Origin of the sequence: Streptomyces sp. R21 (genome assembly GCF_041051975.1) — a bacterium.
GTDB lineage: Bacteria > Actinomycetota > Actinomycetes > Streptomycetales > Streptomycetaceae > Streptomyces.
Map to the genome: position 1 here is coordinate 9,314,618 of NZ_CP163435.1, position 17,231 is coordinate 9,331,848.

General features: G+C 69.7%; 14 protein-coding genes and 1 pseudogene. 5 read left to right on the forward strand and 10 right to left on the reverse strand.

All coding sequences use genetic code 11. From position 1 onward, the window contains the following. Positions 1–9: 9 nt before the first annotated feature. Both AB5J56_RS41725 and AB5J56_RS41730 read left to right on the forward strand, forming a co-directional pair. Positions 10–1,605 carry a ThiF family adenylyltransferase gene (locus AB5J56_RS41725; protein ID WP_369241145.1) on the forward strand — a complete coding sequence of 532 codons (1,596 nt, stop codon included), beginning with the start codon at positions 10–12 and terminating at the stop codon, positions 1,603–1,605. A 412-nt stretch (positions 1,606–2,017) separates the two neighbouring features. Beyond that, positions 2,018–2,191, forward strand: coding sequence for a 3-oxoacyl-[acyl-carrier-protein] synthase III C-terminal domain-containing protein (locus tag AB5J56_RS41730; RefSeq protein WP_369241147.1), 174 nt, complete (start codon positions 2,018–2,020; stop codon positions 2,189–2,191). A gap of 79 nt (positions 2,192–2,270) precedes the next feature. Here AB5J56_RS41730 and AB5J56_RS41735 read toward each other — a convergent pair whose 3' ends face one another. From AB5J56_RS41735 to AB5J56_RS41745, 3 genes are all read right to left on the reverse strand, one after another. Next, positions 2,271–3,509, reverse strand: coding sequence for a hypothetical protein (locus AB5J56_RS41735; RefSeq protein ID WP_369241149.1), 1,239 nt, complete (start codon positions 3,507–3,509; stop codon positions 2,271–2,273). Positions 3,510–3,651: 142 nt separating this feature from the next. Then, complete coding sequence (locus AB5J56_RS41740) at positions 3,652–4,377, reverse strand: GntR family transcriptional regulator (protein WP_369241151.1); 726 nt, start codon at positions 4,375–4,377, stop codon at positions 3,652–3,654. A 138-nt stretch (positions 4,378–4,515) separates the two neighbouring features. Next, positions 4,516–5,682, reverse strand: a complete 1,167-nt coding sequence (locus AB5J56_RS41745; protein ID WP_369241153.1) for a serine hydrolase domain-containing protein — start codon at positions 5,680–5,682, stop codon at positions 4,516–4,518. 338 nt (positions 5,683–6,020) lie between these two features. Here AB5J56_RS41745 and AB5J56_RS41750 point away from each other — a divergent pair, with 338 nt between their 5' ends. Beyond that, on the forward strand, positions 6,021–7,013 hold the full coding sequence (locus AB5J56_RS41750; protein ID WP_369243096.1) for a phosphatidylinositol-specific phospholipase C domain-containing protein: 993 nt from the start codon (positions 6,021–6,023) through the stop codon (positions 7,011–7,013). Between the two features lie 38 nt (positions 7,014–7,051). Here AB5J56_RS41750 and AB5J56_RS41755 read toward each other — a convergent pair whose 3' ends face one another. Together AB5J56_RS41755 and AB5J56_RS41760 are read right to left on the reverse strand one after the other, a co-directional pair. Further along, positions 7,052–10,591 (reverse strand): dsDNA nuclease domain-containing protein, encoded by a 3,540-nt coding sequence (locus AB5J56_RS41755; RefSeq protein ID WP_369241155.1) that lies wholly within the window; start codon positions 10,589–10,591, stop codon positions 7,052–7,054. Positions 10,592–10,770: 179 nt separating this feature from the next. Then, positions 10,771–11,736: an acetylxylan esterase gene (locus AB5J56_RS41760; RefSeq protein WP_369241157.1), complete on the reverse strand. Its 966-nt coding sequence runs from the start codon at positions 11,734–11,736 to the stop codon at positions 10,771–10,773. Positions 11,737–11,894: 158 nt separating this feature from the next. On the opposite strand from AB5J56_RS41760, the gene AB5J56_RS41765 reads away from it, so the two are divergent. Further along, complete coding sequence (locus AB5J56_RS41765) at positions 11,895–12,740, forward strand: universal stress protein (protein ID WP_369241159.1); 846 nt, start codon at positions 11,895–11,897, stop codon at positions 12,738–12,740. Positions 12,741–12,809: 69 nt separating this feature from the next. Here the strand turns inward: AB5J56_RS41765 and AB5J56_RS41770 are convergent. From AB5J56_RS41770 to AB5J56_RS41780, 3 genes and pseudogenes are all read right to left on the reverse strand, one after another. Continuing rightward, positions 12,810–13,098, reverse strand: a pseudogene (locus AB5J56_RS41770) (VOC family protein). A gap of 48 nt (positions 13,099–13,146) precedes the next feature. Further along, the gene (locus tag AB5J56_RS41775; RefSeq protein ID WP_369241161.1) at positions 13,147–13,719 is read right to left on the reverse strand and encodes a hypothetical protein; all 573 of its coding nucleotides are present in this window, start codon (positions 13,717–13,719) and stop codon (positions 13,147–13,149) included. Positions 13,720–13,739: 20 nt separating this feature from the next. Then, entirely contained in the window at positions 13,740–14,108 is a 369-nt protein-coding gene (locus AB5J56_RS41780) for a MerR family transcriptional regulator (RefSeq protein WP_369241163.1), read from the reverse strand. Positions 14,109–14,174: 66 nt separating this feature from the next. Between AB5J56_RS41780 and AB5J56_RS41785 the strand changes: the two genes are divergently transcribed. After that, positions 14,175–15,278: an alkene reductase gene (locus AB5J56_RS41785; RefSeq protein WP_369241165.1), complete on the forward strand. Its 1,104-nt coding sequence runs from the start codon at positions 14,175–14,177 to the stop codon at positions 15,276–15,278. Here AB5J56_RS41785 and AB5J56_RS41790 read toward each other — a convergent pair. Both AB5J56_RS41790 and AB5J56_RS41795 read right to left on the reverse strand, forming a co-directional pair. After that, on the reverse strand, positions 15,271–15,918 hold the full coding sequence (locus tag AB5J56_RS41790) for a response regulator (protein ID WP_369241167.1): 648 nt from the start codon (positions 15,916–15,918) through the stop codon (positions 15,271–15,273). The genes AB5J56_RS41785 and AB5J56_RS41790 overlap by 8 nt on opposite strands. Further along, positions 15,915–17,171 (reverse strand): sensor histidine kinase, encoded by a 1,257-nt coding sequence (locus AB5J56_RS41795; protein WP_369241169.1) that lies wholly within the window; start codon positions 17,169–17,171, stop codon positions 15,915–15,917. The genes AB5J56_RS41790 and AB5J56_RS41795 overlap by 4 nt, the downstream gene beginning before the upstream one ends. Positions 17,172–17,231: the final 60 nt, after the last annotated feature.

Genomic DNA, 17,231 nt, shown 5'->3' on the forward strand with positions numbered 1-17,231 from the left:
CTGGGGTATGTGCGCCTGTCGACTCCGGAGACCGGCGGGCTGTTCCAGTCACGGGCCTACCTCGGCGAGCAGCGGTACGAGGACGTCCTGCGGGAGTACGGCTTCGGCGCCGGGGAGGTGTTCGAGCACAGCCGCCTGGTCGTGGAACACCATGCCCGCAAGCTGGGGTTGGGTGTCTACCTGAACGCGATGGCGATCGGTGCCGCGCAGTACCTGGGCGCGAAGGCGATGATCGGCACGTCCGGTACGGCGGACGGGCAGGATCGTTTCCACCACCGCTTCGGATTCCGGCCGGTCGACGGGACGCGCCGATACGTCGAGCGGTACACGGAGGACGTGATCGTGCTGCTGTACCGGGCGGCGGCGAGTTCCGGTCAGTACACCGAGCTTGTCGACCACCTGCAGACCGTCTTCCCCTCCGTCGTCGCCGACCCGGAGCGGGTACGGCTCGAAGTCCGCCCGCGGGCACGGCAGTCAGTGCCTCCCGCTCTGACGCAGGCTCGTCGGACGACGCCGGACACCACCGCCTGGCGGCCACGCCTCCTCCATCCCGTACGCGCAACGGAGCGCGCCGCTCTCGTCGACCTGATGGAGTCGGGGCGGGTCCGCGAGGTGTGCGACACGATCGAGACGCAGCTGACGGAGCTGGTCACCAGCCGCGAACCGGGCCGACGCTTCGGCCCTGGAGCGTTGCGGACAGCCAAGGAGGAGCAGCTCGCGGGCGTCGACGTGTGGGAGTACGGCACCTGGGCCTGGTACCCGTGGTCGGCGAGGCTGGTGCACGTGCTGCCGCGCGAGGAGTTCCGGCTCGTCCGCACCGACCGCAACCGGGGCCGTATCGACCGGCCCGAACAGCGCGGGCTGTTCGAGCGCCGGGTGGGGATCGTGGGTCTGTCGGTGGGCAACAGCGCCGCGCTGACGTTCGCGATGGAGGGCATCGGCGGCGCCTTCAAACTCGCCGACTTCGACGAGCTGAGCCTGTCCAACCTGAACCGGCTGCGTGCCGGAGTGCACGAACTGGGCCTGAACAAGGCGGTGATCGCCGCCCGGCAGATGCTGGAGATCGACCCCTACCTCGACATCGAGATCTACGAGTCCGGCCTGACCGGCGACACGATGCGGGACTTCTTCAGCGGCGGGAGCGGCCCGATCGACCTCCTGGTCGAGGAGTGCGACACCCCGTATGTGAAGGTCGCCGCCCGTGAGTGGGCCCGCGACCTGGGCATCCCGGTGGTCATGGACGCCAATGACCGCGGTCTGCTCGACGTCGAGCGCTTCGACCTGGAACCGGCACGGCCCCTGCTCCACGGACTGCTCGGCACCACCACCTCCCAGGACCTCACGGACCTCACCTTCGCGCAGAAAGCCGACCTCATCCTCACCATGGTCGACCGCGAGCGGATCAGCCCCGAACTGACCGCCTCCATCGAGCAGATCGGCGTCACCCTCAGCAGCTGGCCCCAGCTCGCCTCCGGTGTCGCGCTGGACGGCGCGCTCACCGCACACGCCGCGCGCCGCATTCTGCTCGGCCTTCCCTGCCCGTCCGGGCGCTTCTACACCGACCTCGACACGCTCGTGGCCGCCGATCGGAGCACCGTCGCATGAGCGTCAGTATGAGCACGGCCGTGCCGCAGGAGCACCCGGCGTGCCAGGAGCACCCGGTGTTCAGCCACAGCGGCGGTGGCCTGCCGGTTCCCTTCGCCGTGACCGGGACCGCCGTACACCTTCCGCCGACCGTGGTCACCAACCGGCAGTTGATGGAGACGCTGGACACGACCGACGAGTGGATCGTGAGCCGCACGGGGATCCGCGAACGCCGCCGCCTCGCCCCGGAGTTGGCGACCTCCGACATGTGTCTGGCCGCCGCGCGGCCCGCCCTCGCGGTGACAGGCCTCGCCCCTGCGGACCTCGACGCGATCATCGTCGCCACCTACACCTGGGACCAGCCGCTCCCTTCGACCGCGCTCATCCTCAAGGGTGCCCTGCGGGCCGACCGCGCGCGCACCTGGGCGTCCCGATGGAACGGGCCCCCATCACCCTCGACCGCATCGGCAACACCGGCTCCGCGGGCACCCTCACCGCACTGCACCACAGCCGGACCAACGGACACCTGCGCCCCGGCGACACCTATGTCCTGTCCGCCATCGGCGCCGGTTTCCAGTGGGGCACGCTCTGCCTGCGGCACGGCTGATGCGGTAGTCCGGCGAGGGGAACGCCCGTCCATCGGGCCACCATGGCCGCGCCGTTCCCTCATCCCCGGACCGGAGCTGTCACGCCGACTTGGTGCCCGCCCGGCGCCGTACGGCCAGGATCAGGAGGCCGCCCAGCGTCGCGGCGGCAGCGGCGGCACCGGCGACCAGAGTGGTGCCGTCGGAGCCGGTGCTCGCCAGGTGGCCTTGGGCGGAGACGTCGGTGGAGCCGCCTGTCGATGGGTTCGCCGACGTGGAACCGGTGGTCGTGGAGCCCGTGGTCGTGGAACCCGTCGTACCGGAACCGCCGGCGGCCTGGCCCTGTGGGTGATTGCCGCCGTCGCCGTTGCCGGCACCGCCGCTGGTGGTGGTGCCGTCCGAAGTGCCCGGGCTGGGCTCGTCGTTGCCGCCGGGCACGTCGATGCGCAGGTGGGCCGTGTCGTTCGCGGGGTTCTTGTCGAAGGCCGGGTCGATGCCGTACACGGAGGTCGCTCGCACCTCGCCCGCGGTGTCCTGCGCGGTTTTCTTGACGTCCAGGACAAAGGTGTAGGTGAGGGACTGGCCGACCTCGAGGGTGGAGTCGGCGGGCCAGCAGACGTACTGCGGCTTGCCCGGCGCCGACGGACCACTCGGGCCGTCGATGTTGAACGGCGCGCAGTCCTTGGGTACTTCGGCGGCCACCGTGCCGGGCGGAATCGTCACCATCAGGGCCACCTGGTCGTCGCTCTCCTGGTTCTGGATCCAGCCCGGGCCGTCGTTGCGCAACGACGCCTTGACGGTGACGGTGCTGCCGGGCCGCGCCTTCGCCCGGTCGCCGGTCGCGGCGAGGTCGGCCGTGCTGTCCGCGGTCAGGGTCAGTCGGCGATAGCTCTCGGAGTACCCCTCGCCCGGGACCTCACCGGCGCGTCCGGTGCCGTACTCCACGGACTCCATCAGCGCCTTGGGGAGCGCCTTGAACCGTACGGGCGTGGTGACGGAGGCGCCCGGTTCGATGACCGTGTCGAGTTCGCACAGCGCCTGCCGGACCTGGTCCTCGAGGGTCGAATACGTGCAGCCCTTGACCGGCTCGGGGAAGTCGAGCCCGCGGGTCAGCCGTATCCGGAACGCGACGCCGTCCGCCGCCGCCGTGCCGTTGTTGGTGAGGGTGACGGACTCGTCGTACACCTCACCGGGCTTGGGGGTCGCACCGGGCAGAGTCGAGATCACCAGGTCAGGACCGGCCTCCTCGGCATGCGCCACCGGAGCGGCGACTGCGGGAACGGCGGCGGCGATCGCGAAAGCGGCCACGACGGCTGCCGAGGGGCGGAGGTGCTGGCGCACGGTGGGTCTCCTCGTGGGGGGAGCGGCGGGAACGATGGTTGACCGGGCGTTGGCCACCTGGTCATGTTCTGGACACTCGCGAGGCCTCGGGGGTTGTACCGGTGACGGCGCCCGCTCGGCGGCGGGCGCCGGAACTGGGGAGTCACCCGGCCGCCGGCAGAGTGAACTCGTAGACCAGGGCGTCCTGTTGGGCGTCCACGAGCAGGTCGGTGATCTCCAGGGGGCGGTCGTACTGGTCGTGCACGCGCCGGGTGACCCGTACGGACGGCGGCAGTTGCTGGATGGAGTCGCGGTGGTGCAGGGTCAGCCCGGCCTTGCGCATCCAGTCGTAGGCCCGCCGCAGCTGCGCCGAGGCCGACCCGTCCGCACGGTCGCGGTAGCGGGCCAGCTCCTCGACCTCGCTCACCGCGACGGCGGAGAAGGACGTCACCGCCGTCCTGCGGCCCCTCCCGTCGGCTGCGGCGGACTCGTAGCGATGGACCAGTGTCGGACGCCGTGGCGCCAGCCCCAGCGCCCGGGCGTGCTCGGGAGGGGGAGCCTCCCAGGTCACGGTGGTGTGGTGGACGGTGCATGGTTCGGTGGTGTGCGCGCCGACGGGGAAGTCCAGCGAGGGTACGTGCTCGGCGGTGGCGCCGGGCAGCGTCGCGTGGCTGCCGCGCCCGTCGGTGGAGACCAGGCCGCTGGCCCGCAGGATCTGCAGGGCCTGGCGCACGGTCTCGCGGCTCACTCCGAAGCGGGCGGCCAACTGCCGTTCGCCCGGCAGTCGTTCACCTGGGGCGACGGTGCCGTCCCGCAGTTCGTCGAGCAGTTGGCTGGCGATCCTCCAGTAGCGGGGTTCGTGGTCGGACGGTCGGGTGGTGCGGGCCATGTCCGCGCCTCCTGTGTGGTCACAAGCCGAGCGGGTTGCGTGCGCGACCAGATCTAGCATTGGTCTAAACCACCAGGGAAGACCGGCCGGACAGTTCGGCCGGTTTCCGCCCGCGTCGACCACACCCCGAGCCTGCGCTCAGAGAGCGCTGTACAAGGCGTCGATCAGCGTCATCTTCCTTGGGTCGTCGGCGATGTGCGGTCCCATCCGGTTCATGACGTACCCCAGCGACACGCCCGCTTCGGGGTCGGCCAGACCACACGAGCCACCGAAACCGTCATGTCCGAAAGCCCTCGGGTTGGGTCCGTACGAACCGTTCGACCCACTGAGCCACAACCCCAGCCCGACCTCCGTCTCGTGCGCGAACCCGGCTCCCAGCACCAGGTCACGGCAGCCGCCCTGTCCCTCGCGCACCCGCTCCGCGGCCTCGGGCGAGAGCACCTGCCGCCCGCCGTACGTGCCCCGCCCGGCGAAGACGCCGTACAGCGCGGCGACCGCACGCGCTGTCGCGTGGCCGTTCGCGGCCGGGATCTCCGCCGCCCGCCACTCGGGAGTGTTCGCCTCGGCGGCGCCGACCAGCGGATTGGCGAGGGCGGCCAGCGCCACGGGCGCCAACTGGGCGAAGACCGCGGCCTGTTCACTGGTCTCCGCGGCCGGCGGATGCACCAGCTCGGCCGCCCGCTCGGCCTCCTTCTCGGGCAGCCCGATGGTGAAGTCGATCCCGAGCGGTCCGGTCACCTCCCGCTCGAGGAACGCGCCCGGCAGCAGCCCCGACACGCGCCGCACCACCTCACCGACCAGGAAGCCGTACGTCAGCGCGTGATAACCCGACCGAGACCCCGGCTCCCACCAAGGCTCCTGCTCCGCAAGGCGATTGACTGTGAGCTCCCAGTCGTAGAGCTGCGCCGGAGTGTGCGGCTCCCGCAGCCCGGCCAGGCCCGCACGGTGCGACAGCAGATGCCGTACGAGGACGGATTCCTTGCCGCCCGCCGCGAACTCCGGCCAGTACGTGGCCACCGGCGCGTCGAAGTCGAGCAGCCCGCGGTCGGCCAGGATGTGCGCGCACAATGCCGTCGGCCCCTTCGACGTCGACCACACGTTGACCAGCGTCTCGCGCTCCCACGGCCGGGTCCGCGCCGCGTCCGCCCAGCCGCCCCAGAGGTCCACCACGGTCTCGCCGTCGAGCGTGACGGTCACGGCCGCGCCCAGCTCCCCGCGGGCGCGGAAGTTCTCGGCGAACGCCTCGCGCACCGTCGTGAAGCGCGGGTCGCAATGGCCTTCAAGGTGTGGCGCGTGCTGGGACATGGGCCCTCCGTCGTCCGCCGGGAAACCGGCATTCCGGGACGCCGGTACGCAGGTGGAGCGGCCCGGCCCCATGAACGTACCGACTGGTCGGACTGGAAGGAAGCGGCGGGGAGCCACCAATCGTCGCCGTCGGCACGGCGCCTCTGCGGGCAGTGCCCACGGCCGGTACCCGGACGTCCTGGTAACGTCGCGCAACCGTCATCCCGCCATCTGCCGAATGTCCGCCAACACCCTTACGCTGCTCCCCAGTTGACCACTGAGGTACGGGAGGCCCGGGGAACATGCGAAGACAACTGAGGGTGCTGACGCGAACCGGGACGGCCCTGGCGGCGGCCGGTGTGCTCGCGCTGGCCACGGGACCCGAGGCGACGGCCGCGGACCTGACGTACTCGTCCAGCACCTGGGTGGGCGTCCACAACGCCTACGACAAGGCGAAGTACCCGTACTTCGCCGACGCGCTGGACTCGGGCGCCGGGATGCTCGAACTCGACGTGTGGACCAACGCGTTCGGCTCCTCCTGGCGGGTCTCGCACAGCAATCCGCTCGGCAACGACAACAACTGCGAGAACGCCGCGAGCGCCGCGGAGCTGCGCACCAAGTCACGCAACCGCGACCTCGGCGGCTGCCTCGCCGACATCAAGGCCTGGCACGACGCGCACCCGGGCCACCGCCCGATCCAGCTGAAGATCGAGATGAAGGACGGCTTCCAGGCCAACAAGGGCCGCGGCCCCGCCCAGTTGGACGCTCTGCTGAGCAGCAAGCTCGGCGACGCCCTGCTGCGCCCCGCCGATCTCGTCGGCTCCCATGCCGACCTCGACTCGGCCGTCCGCGCCGACGGCTGGCCCGCGCGCTCCGCCATGGCGGGCAAGTTCGTCGTCGAGCTGATCCCCGGCACCGTCGAGGAGGGCAACCCCCTCGACACCCTCTGGACGGACCGCGAGTACGCCATGCATCTGCGCGACCTCGCCGCCGCCGGGCGCCTGCGCGAGGCGGCCGCTTTCCCCGCCGTGCACAACGCGGCCACCGGAGACCCGCGCACCCGTTACACGGACACGACGATCCGTCCCTGGTTCGTGGTCTTCGACGGCGACGCCGCGACCTACGCGAACGGCACCATCGACACCGCCTGGTACGACAACCGCCACTACCTGGTGGTCATGACCGACGCCCACAACGTCCCGCCGGCCATCGACGGCACCAACCCCACCCAGGCACAGGCCCTGGAACGCGTCAGTCTCCTGGCCGAGCAGCACGCCAGCGTGGTCTCCGCGGACTGGTACCCCTTGCCGACCGTCCTCGCCACGGTTGCGCCCCGGGGGACGGCGGGCTGACCGCCGCCGCGCGCGTAGCCCCCGACCCGCTGCGGGGGCTACGTGCCGGCGAACTCGGAACCGTCGAGCGGCGCGAACTTCTGCAAGTGGGCGACCAGCGACCAGGCTCGCTGCGTGTTTCCCGTCTCGGACGCGGCCATTTTCAACGCCAGATCCCGTACGGCACCGGGATGTGCCCCCGCGCCTTGAACCTCGTACGCCGACAGCATTTTCTGCACGGAGCGGCGCGCCGACCGAAAATCCCCCTCCAAGGCTTCGATCTGTGCCTGGGTGCACCAGAACTGGGCATCTCTGCGAGAACGCTGAGAGAGCAGAACCCTTGCCTCTTCCGGAAGATAGGAGCGCAGCAGTTCCGACATGATGGGCGCGAAGAGCTCTCCCTGCGTCATCTGGGCATAGTTCCTTCTGATGCGCAGCGCTCGGGTCTGATGCTGCTTACTGCTTCCCAGAGTCAACCGCTGACCGTTCACCAGACATTTGAGCGTGGGGAGGCTGAGCATGCCGCTGCTCGACATTTTGGGGGAAATGCCGCCGGACCAGTCGGCGAGGAAGGAGGGATATCCCTGGAAGACGGTCCCCGCATCACGTGGCGTGCCGTTGGCCCAGTCCGCGAGGAACTGCTGGGAAGCGGCTCGCAGATCGGCATCGGCGGCAACCGCGCCCGCTGCGGCGAGCCGGGCAACACCCTGATACTGGTCCTCGCGGGACGTCAAGGAGAACAAGGCCAGGAAGTTCGCCACGTCCCGGGCCTTGAGTGCGCCGGTATGTATGGCTGTCTCCAGTGCTGAGTAACGGAGTTGTTGGTAGTGCGCGGGAGGAACATTGCCTCGCAGGTGCTTGTCCACCTCGTCCAGCGCCTCGCGTGACAGCCGGCCCGCCTCCTCCGGGCACCATCGAACCGCGATGCGCAGCAGCGACGACCAGGCGAACTGTGCGCGACTCGGGCCGAAGCGATCGGTCAGCGAGTACAGCGCGCTGACGGCCCGCTGCCCGAGATCCTGATCGGCGTAGTAGCGCTGGAGGTCGAAGAACTCCCGCTGGAAAACACGATAGAGATCGTCGTCGATGTGGTCCGACGAAACACAGAAACTGAGGATCCGAAGAGAAAGGTCGTGACGTTTGTGCATCGAACAGCGACTGGTGAGCTCGCGCAGATGCCGTGAGCACTTGTGTCGGATACCGTCGCTCTGGCCTCCGGACGGGTCGACGAGGCGGACGATATTCTGCCACAGCCACAATTGTTCATCCGGTCCGCCGAATTTCAGGATAACGGGCGGCAACAGTTGTGCGGTGTTCGATGTGCGGAGCAGACTGTAGAAGTCGAGTGCGTTCGAACGCAGGAGCGGCAAGAGTTTTTCGGTAACCGACTGTTTCCCCGGGCACTTCTCGACCAGTTCGATGAATTTCACCCAAGGGTCGATATCCCATGTACTGGCCTGGCTCAGCAGCCTCGCCACCTCCGATGACGCACCGGCATTTCCCAGGTAAAGCGTCATCATCAACACGTCTGCCGGGCTGCGCGGTTCCGGAGTGGCCCCGATATCGCCGAAACTGTCCCAGTGCAGAAGAGGAGAGAGGGAACCGTCCTCCTCACCCTGGGCAGGCGAATGCGTGGCAAGGAGGAGAGGATACCAGGAATAGACGAGCATAGCGGGCAGGTCCTTGGACCGAGCAGTCGCCTTTACTAGGGAAAGCAGCAGGTCCGACTCTTCCCGCACCAGCCTCCGCTGATCCCGCGGCGACATCTTGGCGAAGAGGCGCCGACTGAAATCGACGTGAGCCGCCGACTTCATGTTCACGCTCTTCAGTGCGGATCGATAGGCCTCATAGCGAAGGTCGTCCAGGGCCTGTGAGCCCATGGAATCGCGGATCGTCTGGATGACCCGCACAAGAGAGCTGGGCTGTTCCATCCAGACGTACAGATCGCCGTTGAATGTAGGGAATCTTTGGAGATGGGCGTCCAACTCCGTCGGAGTCAAGGAGAAAGCCCTGTACAGGAGCGAGGCGGGAACAGTGAGACGGAACGACCCGCAGTACAGCAGGAAGAGAATGCCGGAAGATCTGCCCGCATTGAATTGTTCGGAGTTTCGAATATCTCCGTAAAGGCTGTACAGCCCTTTCTCGTACTCCTCGAAACGTTCTTTGCTGTCATGGCTGAGCAGACGTGCGATGCGGTCGGCGTGCATCGAGTTCGATCGGCGGTACTGAGCGACTTCCATCCGCTCGCCATGGGTGAGTTCGGGACTTCCCGGACGGAGAGCGGAGGCCATGTCCGCGATCTCACCGGACGTCAGTTGTTCCAGGGTTTTGATCCGAACCTGGCCGGAGAGGCGAGAGCGTCGCCACGAGTCCGCATCGCGTGTGCTGATCAGATAGAGACAGGGCGCGCCCGGGCCGTTCAGGATGAGATGCCCCAGCACGGCCTGTGCGTCGGCCGCGTCTGCCCCGTCGATCACCAGGATGCTCGGGCGGCGTTGGACCGCCATGGCTTCCCGCAGCTTGTCGGTGCGCAGACTCGGAAACGTATCGAGCACGAAGAGGGGCGTCTCCCCCTCGATACGGTGCAGTCGCTCCGCGGAGCGCAGGAGCGCCCAGGTGCTGCCCCTGCCGCGCGCTCCTTCCAGCACCAACGCATGCGACCTGCGCTCGTCGTTCCGCAGCCAGACATCCACCTCGTCCGCGAGCCAGTCGTCGACCGGGCGTCGGATCGCCGGCTCGGTGAAGCAGGCGACCGTGGCCGCGGCCAGCGGGGTGGTCTGCAAGGGAGCCTGTTGACACCACACGGACCAAGGGATGAGCGGAGCCGCGGATGTCAACGCATGCTGAATGTGCGCCAGCGCCGATACGTCGATTCGCTTGCGCCGCAGATCGCTTGAGAGATCCGTCCGGAAGATGAGCTGATCGACCCAGCCGGGCCCCAGGGTTCCCTGCATGGCTTTGGTGATGAGCCCACGCAGTTGTTCCCGAAGGTCCGACGCCTGCGTCATGGTCTGTGCAGGTCCCAACTCCCAGAGAACGGTCAGGTTCTTCATGGCGAGATCGGTTCGCCGGGGAAGCTCCGTGACGCGAACGCGGGCGAGGAACTCAGCGGCAGCGGCCGAGTCCGTCGTCCCGAGGTGCTGGGCGACTCTCTTCAGGCATTCTGGGTGTCGGCCGCCGTTCCCACTCGCCAGTGCGGACATCTCGGCTTCACGGAGGTCCAGTTGGCCTTCAAGGCAGGCGAGGAGCTCGTAATCGAGATCCTTGTCCCTCAAGTCCTGGTGGCTGCGCCACAGACTCTTGAGCGCCTTCTTGGCGATCACGTCCGACAACTTCCAAGGGGTCGTCTCATCACGGGTCTTGACCTGATGGAAGTGCCATGACAGCTCACCGCCGGATCTGCGACGCGCCACGACGAAGTCCTCGAAGTGCTCGCAGGTGATGTGTGCCACCGGAAGGCCCTGGAGCACCTCCAAGGCCGGAAGTCCCTGGAGCATCTCCAAGCACACCTGCGCTGCCACGTCGGCCTGGTACTCGTATCGGCGTTGAGTCGACGATCCGGAGTCATCCGGTGCCGACCAGTCGATCACGTCACTCATTCGCACCCCTTGTGTGCAGGCGGATGCAAAGAGTAATAGAAGCCTGTTGCGCAGGTCATCGATTCAACAGGACTCCGCCGCGGCTCGTGGAACGGCATCGAGCGATGCGCTGCTCGATGCCGTGTCCGTGGCGCTTCTCTGCGCTGCGACGTCAGACGTGCGAGGTCACAGGTGTGAGGTCACAAGTGCGCGGGGAGCCAGCGCAGCTTGGCCGCCTCCTGGTAGGTGCCACCGCCCTCGTGGTCGTTGAAGTCGTAGACCTCGATCGCCTTGTTGTCGTCGGCCCAGGCGTTGTAGGCCGCGAAGACCGTCGACGGCGGGCACGTCTGGTCCTCCAGGGCCGCCGAGAACAGTGCGGGAGCCCGGCCGCGCGCGGCGAAGTGCACGCCGTCGAAGTAGGACAGCGTGCGCTGCACCTGCTCGCTGCGGCCGCGGTGGGTCTTGAGGTAGTTGCCTATCTCCCGGTACGGGTCGCGGTCGGTGATCGTCGTCGAGCGCGGGAAGTCACACAGGAACGGCACATCCGGCGCGACTGCCGCGAGGTCGGGGACCATGCCGCCGACCGCGATCGCGATGCCGCCGCCCTGGCTGCCACCCACGGTCGCGGTGCGGGCCGCGTCGACCAGCGGATGCGAACGGGCCGCCTCCACGGCGCGCACGCCATCCGTGAACACCCGCCGGTAGTAGTAGTTTTCGGGGGCGCCGATACCGCGTGTCATGAACCCGGGGTACGCGGGCGCGCCGCCCACCGGGTCCGGTGTGTCGCCGCCGCCCCAGGCGCTGCCCTGGCCGCGGGTGTCCATCACGAAGTGGGCGAAGCCCGCCGACGCCCACAGCAGGTGCGTATGGGGAAGGCCGCGACCGCCGCCGTAGCCGACGAACTCGACGACCGCGGGCAGCGGCGCGTTCGCCCAGGCCGGGAGCGTCAGCCAGCCCTTGATCGGATGTCCGCCGAAGCCCGCGAAGGTCACGTCGAACACCTTGACGGTCTTCAGATGTGTCTCGACCGGTTCGAAGCGGGCGTCCAGATCGTGCTCGCGGGCCTCCTGCAGTGTCTTCGCCCAGAAGGCGTCGAAGTCCTCGGGCTCCGTGGAGGCGCTGCGGTAGCTGCGGAGCTCGTCGAGGGGCAGGTCGAACAGGGCCATGAATGACCACCTTTGACGTCAGGAGTGCGGATGATCACACCGTACGTGGGCCGCCGAGGGGCCGCCAGGCCTTGTCCCAAGGGCCGGATGGCCCCTGCTGCCGGGCCGCGTCGCCGACGACAGTGGAGACCTGGCGACGCGGTGGGAGGTGAACCGTCATGCGCGAGTACGTAGTTGTCGGGGTCGACGGGTCGGTACGCGGGCGCGCTGCCGCGGACTGGGCGGCCCGCGAGGCGGAGTCGCGCGGGATGCCGTTGCGCGTCGTGCACGTGGCGGGACTCGCGGAGGACCCCGCAGCGGGGCGCCGGCCGGACTGCGCCGAACCCCTGCTGGAGCGCACTGTCGACCACCTGACCGACCGGCGTCCCGCCCTGCGGATCACCGGAGACCGACTGACCGGAGACCCGGTGCCGGGTCTCCTGGCGGCCACCCGGCCCGGCGATCTTCTTGTGCTCGGCACCCGCGGCGCCGGAGGGTTCGCCGGACTCCCCGTGGGTTCCGTCGCGCTCGGGGCTGCCGAACGCGCGGAAGTCCCCGTGGTGTTGGTGCCGGGGGTCGTCGCCTGGAGCGGCGGTAGGGGAAAGAGCAGGGCGGACGGCGAGGTGGCCGTCGGCGTCGACGCGCGTGCGCCGGCCGACGCCGCACTGGACTTCGCCTTCGACGCGGCCGGCCGATCCGATCTGCGGCTCAGGACCCTGCACGCCTGGACCCTGCCCGCCGAACTCACCGCACGAGCGCCCTTCGTCCTCCCCGAGGAGGACCGCGCGGAGCGCGAGGACCAGGAGGTGCAGCTGCTCGCCGACGCGCTGCACGCCTGGCGCGAGAAGTACCCGCAGGTACGTGTTCTGGAGGACGTCCTGCTCTTCAGCGCCTCCCACGCCCTGGTGCGCGCCTCGGCCCGGGCCGAGCTGGTGGTCGTGGGGCGCCACGGCCCGGCGCTGGGCCGGACCGCGCACGACCTGGTCCAGCACACCAGGTGTCCGGTGGCGGTGGTGCCTTCGTGACCGACAGCGGACAGCGAGCCGCGAGCCGCGAACCTCAGACCTCAGACCTCAGACTTCGGATTCTGGCGCTCAGACGATCGGCTGACCGATGCCCAACAGGTTCCCCTCGCTGTCACGGAACCAGGCGCCGCGCGCACCCCGCGCGCCCTTGCTCGAAGGTGCCGGGTGACGCTCCCGTCGACTGGAACAACGCGAAATCCGTGCCTCCGCACCGGTACAGCAGCCCACCGGGCCGCTCGTCGACGGGCTCCAGACCGAGCCGCTCGGAGGAGAAGCGCCGCGCCCGATCCAGATCCTGGGCCGGAAGCCGGGTCGCCACGCGGCCCTGAGCCAGTAGGTCCCTGCCGTCCGCGTTCATGTCCCCACTGTGCCGTGCACCGTGCCCGGACGGGTGAGGCTCGCGGGGTCACTGCTTCTTCGGGTACGGGACGACCACCATGTCGAGCGTGAACGCGGCCCGCGCCGCGCCCGCCACGTCCGGTGCCTTCGCCATGGCGGTGACCTTGGCCGCACCGGCCCGGGTGCTCGCGCACCGCAGCGTGACGCGGGCGGTGCCGTCCGCGTCCACCTGCCAGCCGGACGGCAGGACGAAGACCGGTGCGGAGCTCAGCACGGCCGTCCACCGCTTGTCGTCGATACGGGGCCGCAGGACGAGGGACACCATCGTTCCCGGCCGGGCACACAGCCGCAGTTCGGCCGGGTCACCGGGGGAGACGGTGACCTCCGTGTGCCCGGACGCACAGCCCGACGGCGAAGGGGACGGCGCGGTGGCCGAAAGGGAGGGGCTTTGCCCGTTGGGGCTCGCGGGCCCGCTCGCCGACGGGGACGTCGACGCGGACGCGGTCGCCGACGTACCGCTCGACGGTCCCGGCGAACGACTCCCGGACGGACCTCCCGCCGACCCGCCGTCCGCCGACGCGCCGCAGGCCGCCAGCACGACCACTCCGGCGACCGCCCACCAGCCGGCCCTCCACCGCATCCCGAACACCTCCAAGAGCCTCAGGTGGTCGTGCCGGACGACGCCATGGAGATCACCTCGTCCAGGACGTCCCGGGAGCGGACCAGGTCGCTGATCATGCGGTTGATACGGTCGCGTTCCGTGGTGAGATCGGTGACCAGTTGCTGGTCCGCCAGCGCGGAGGGGCCGCCGTCCGCATCCCGCATGCAGGGCAGCAGCTGGGCGATCTTCGCGCTGTTCAGACCGGCCGCGAAGAGTTCCTGGATACGGATGACCCGGTCGACAGCCCACTCGCCGAAGTCGCGGTGGCCGCCGGGCGTGCGTTCGGCCCGCAGCAGCCCCTGCTGCTCGTAGTACCGCAGCGAGCGCTCGCTCACCCCGCTGCGCCGGGCCAGTTCACCGATGCGCATTCCTCACCCCACAGGCCGCCGCCGGGACTTGAATCTGACACTGATGTCAACTTCTACCGTACCGGCATGACGAACACACCGGCAGTCTCCCGCCTCTTCGAGCCCGCCCGGCTCGGCTCCCTGCGCCTCCCCAACCGTCTGGTGATGGCACCCCTGACCCGCAACCGTGCCGCGGCGGACGGCGTTCCGCAGCCGATCATGGCCGAGTACTACGCGCAGCGCGCCTCGGCGGGGCTGATCATCGCCGAGGCCGCCACCCCGAACGCGGTGGGCCAGACCTACCCGAACATCCCCGCGATCCACAGCGCGGCACACGTGACCGGGTGGCGACAGGTCACGGACGCGGTGCGTGCCGCGGGCGGCCGGATGTTCCTGCAACTGCAGCACGGCGGCCGTATCGGCCACCCCGACACCAGTGGGCACACGCCCCTCGCTCCGTCGCCGATCCCGTTTCTGGACACAGTCCACACCCCGAGCGGCCTCCAAGCCGCCGTCGTTCCACGGGAGATGACCCTCGACGACATCCACTCCACCGTGGCCGACTTCGCGACCGCGGCCCGTAATGCCGTCGACGCCGGCTTCGAGGGGGTCGAGGTGCACTCCGCCAACGGCCACCTCCTCCATCAGTTCCTGGCGCAGGGCACCAACCACCGAACCGACGCCTACGGCGGCACGGTGGCCGGACGTATCCGGTTCGCCGTCGAGGTCGTCCGGGCCGTCGCCGACGCCATCGGTCCCGACCGGGTCGGCGTGCGGATCTCGCCCGGAGTCACCGTCAACGGCATCCAGGAGGGTGATACCGAGGACATCTACCGCGCACTCGTCGACGCGCTGGGGGACCAGGACCTGGCCTACCTGCACGTGGTCTTCGCCGACCCGGACCAGCCCCTCTTCCAGGACATCCGCAAGCGGTGGCCCGGCACACTGATCGCCAACCCGGTGCTCGGCTGGGGAACACCGCTGCCCGCCGACGGCGGCAAGCACCAGGGCGAGCGGCTGCTGGCCGCGGGGGCCGATCTGATCTCCCTCGGGCGGGCCTTTCTGGCCAACCCCGATCTGGTCGAGCGGCTGCGCATCGACGCGCCGCTCAACGCCGTACGCGAGGCGCACTTCATGTACGTGGGCGGCGCCACCGGATACACCGACTACCCCACTCTGGACGTCAGCTGAGGTCGAGGAGCCCCCGACGAACAGCCTCCGACACGGCTGCCGCCCTGTTCTCGACCTTCAACTTCCGGTAGATCCGCACGAGATGGGTCTTGACGGTCGCCTCGCTCAGGAACAGGGCCTCGGCGATGGCCTTGTTGCTGCGGCCCTCCGCCATCAGCCCGACGACCTCGATCTCGCGCTCGGTCAAGTCGTGGTCGGGGCTGACCACTTGGCCGACGAGTTCGCCGACGACCTCGGGGGCGAGGGTCAGGGCGCCGCCGGCCGCACCGCGCACGGCACGGAAGAGCTCTCCGGGAGGGCCCGCCTTGAGTACATAGCCACGTGCGCCCGCCTCCAGGGCGCGCACGATGTCGCTCCGCCCGGAGTAGCTGGTCAGCATCAACACCCGTACGCCCGGCGCCTCGACAGCCAGTCGGCGGACCGCCTCGACCCCGTCGATTCCGGTGCCCGGGCCGGCGAACCGCAGATCCATCAGAACGACGTCCGGCACCAGCCGGACAGCGAGGCGGACCGCTTCCTCGCCGCTCGCCGCCTCCGCCAGCACCTCGAAGTCCGGGTCGCCTTCGAGCAGGGCCCGCAGCCCGGCCCGTACCACCGCGTGGTCGTCCGCGATCAGCAGGCCGATGGGCCGAGTGCTCATCCCGCTGCCGCCGAGGTGAACGAGGTGACCGGGTGCGGGGCCGGATGGGCGGGCACGACGGCCCGTACCTGGGTGCCGCGGCCCGGCGCGCTGACGACACGCAGTTCGCCCCCGCAGTCGAGCAGCCGGGCCCGGGCCGCGGGGAGGCCGAACCCGCGGGTCGCCCGGGCGGTCGCGCGGGTCGCGGACGGATCGAAGCCGGCGCCGTCGTCGGACACGTCGAGTTCGACGCGGTCCGCATGCTGGTGGAGAGTGACCAGCACGTTGGCGGCGTGCGCGTGCTCCCGTACGTTCGCCAGGGTGCCCTGAGCGATGCGGAACACCGTGGCGGCGGCCTGTTCGTCCAGGACGGGGCACCGGTCGCCCACCGAACGGAACCGCACCTGTGCCGCGGTCCCGTCCCGCCCGGCCTGGGAGCAGAGCAGGCGGAGCGAGCCTTCGAGACCGGCCTCGGCGACAGCGGACGGGGTGAGGTCGTGGATGATCCGGCGGGTCTCGGAGAGATGGGCGTCCAGGCCGTCGGCGACCGCACGGACACGGGTGCGCGCCACGCCCGGCCGTTGCTCCCAGTCCCGTTCGGCGGCCTGGAGCAGCATCAGGCTCCCGGCGAGTTCCTGGGCCAGTGTGTCGTGCAGGTCCCGGGCGATCCGGGTGCGCTCCGCCAGCACACCCGCCCGGCGCTGCTGCTCCGCCAGAACATCGCGTGTACGGCCCAACCGCTCCAGGAGGTAAAGGCGTTCGGTGGCATCCCGCTGCTGCGCGCGGTAAAGAGCCACCGTGCCCCACACGGCGGCCACGGGGATCAAGGTCACCTCCGGGTCGAACCCGCCGGTGGTCACGGTCAGTTGCCCACCCAGTACGACCGTGATCGCGGCCACCGCCACGACGGCCGTGCGACGTCCGAGGGCACGCAGCGCCGCACACGCCAGCGGAATACCGCACCACGCGTACGCGTCCGTCAGCGGCGCCGGGGCGAGCAGGACGAGGACGCCCCAGAGCAGAAACAGCGCCAGGACCCAACCGTGCCGGCGGAGCGGGCCGAGCCGGTCCCACAGCGCCAGACCGCCCGCGTACACCACCGCCAGCAGCCCGCTGACGATGACCATGTCCCAGCACAGCGCGCTGCGCAGACCGACGAGCCGCACGACGGCGGCACCGACGACCACGAAGAACACGAGGTGCGAGACGTGTTCCAGGGTGAATCGGGTGCCGCGAACCGCCGGCGGGGCGTGGGTGGGAGCGCAGTCGGGCACGGCAGATTCCCCTGGACGGACTGATCCACTCGGACAGGGCGTCCGAGTCTATCCGCGGCC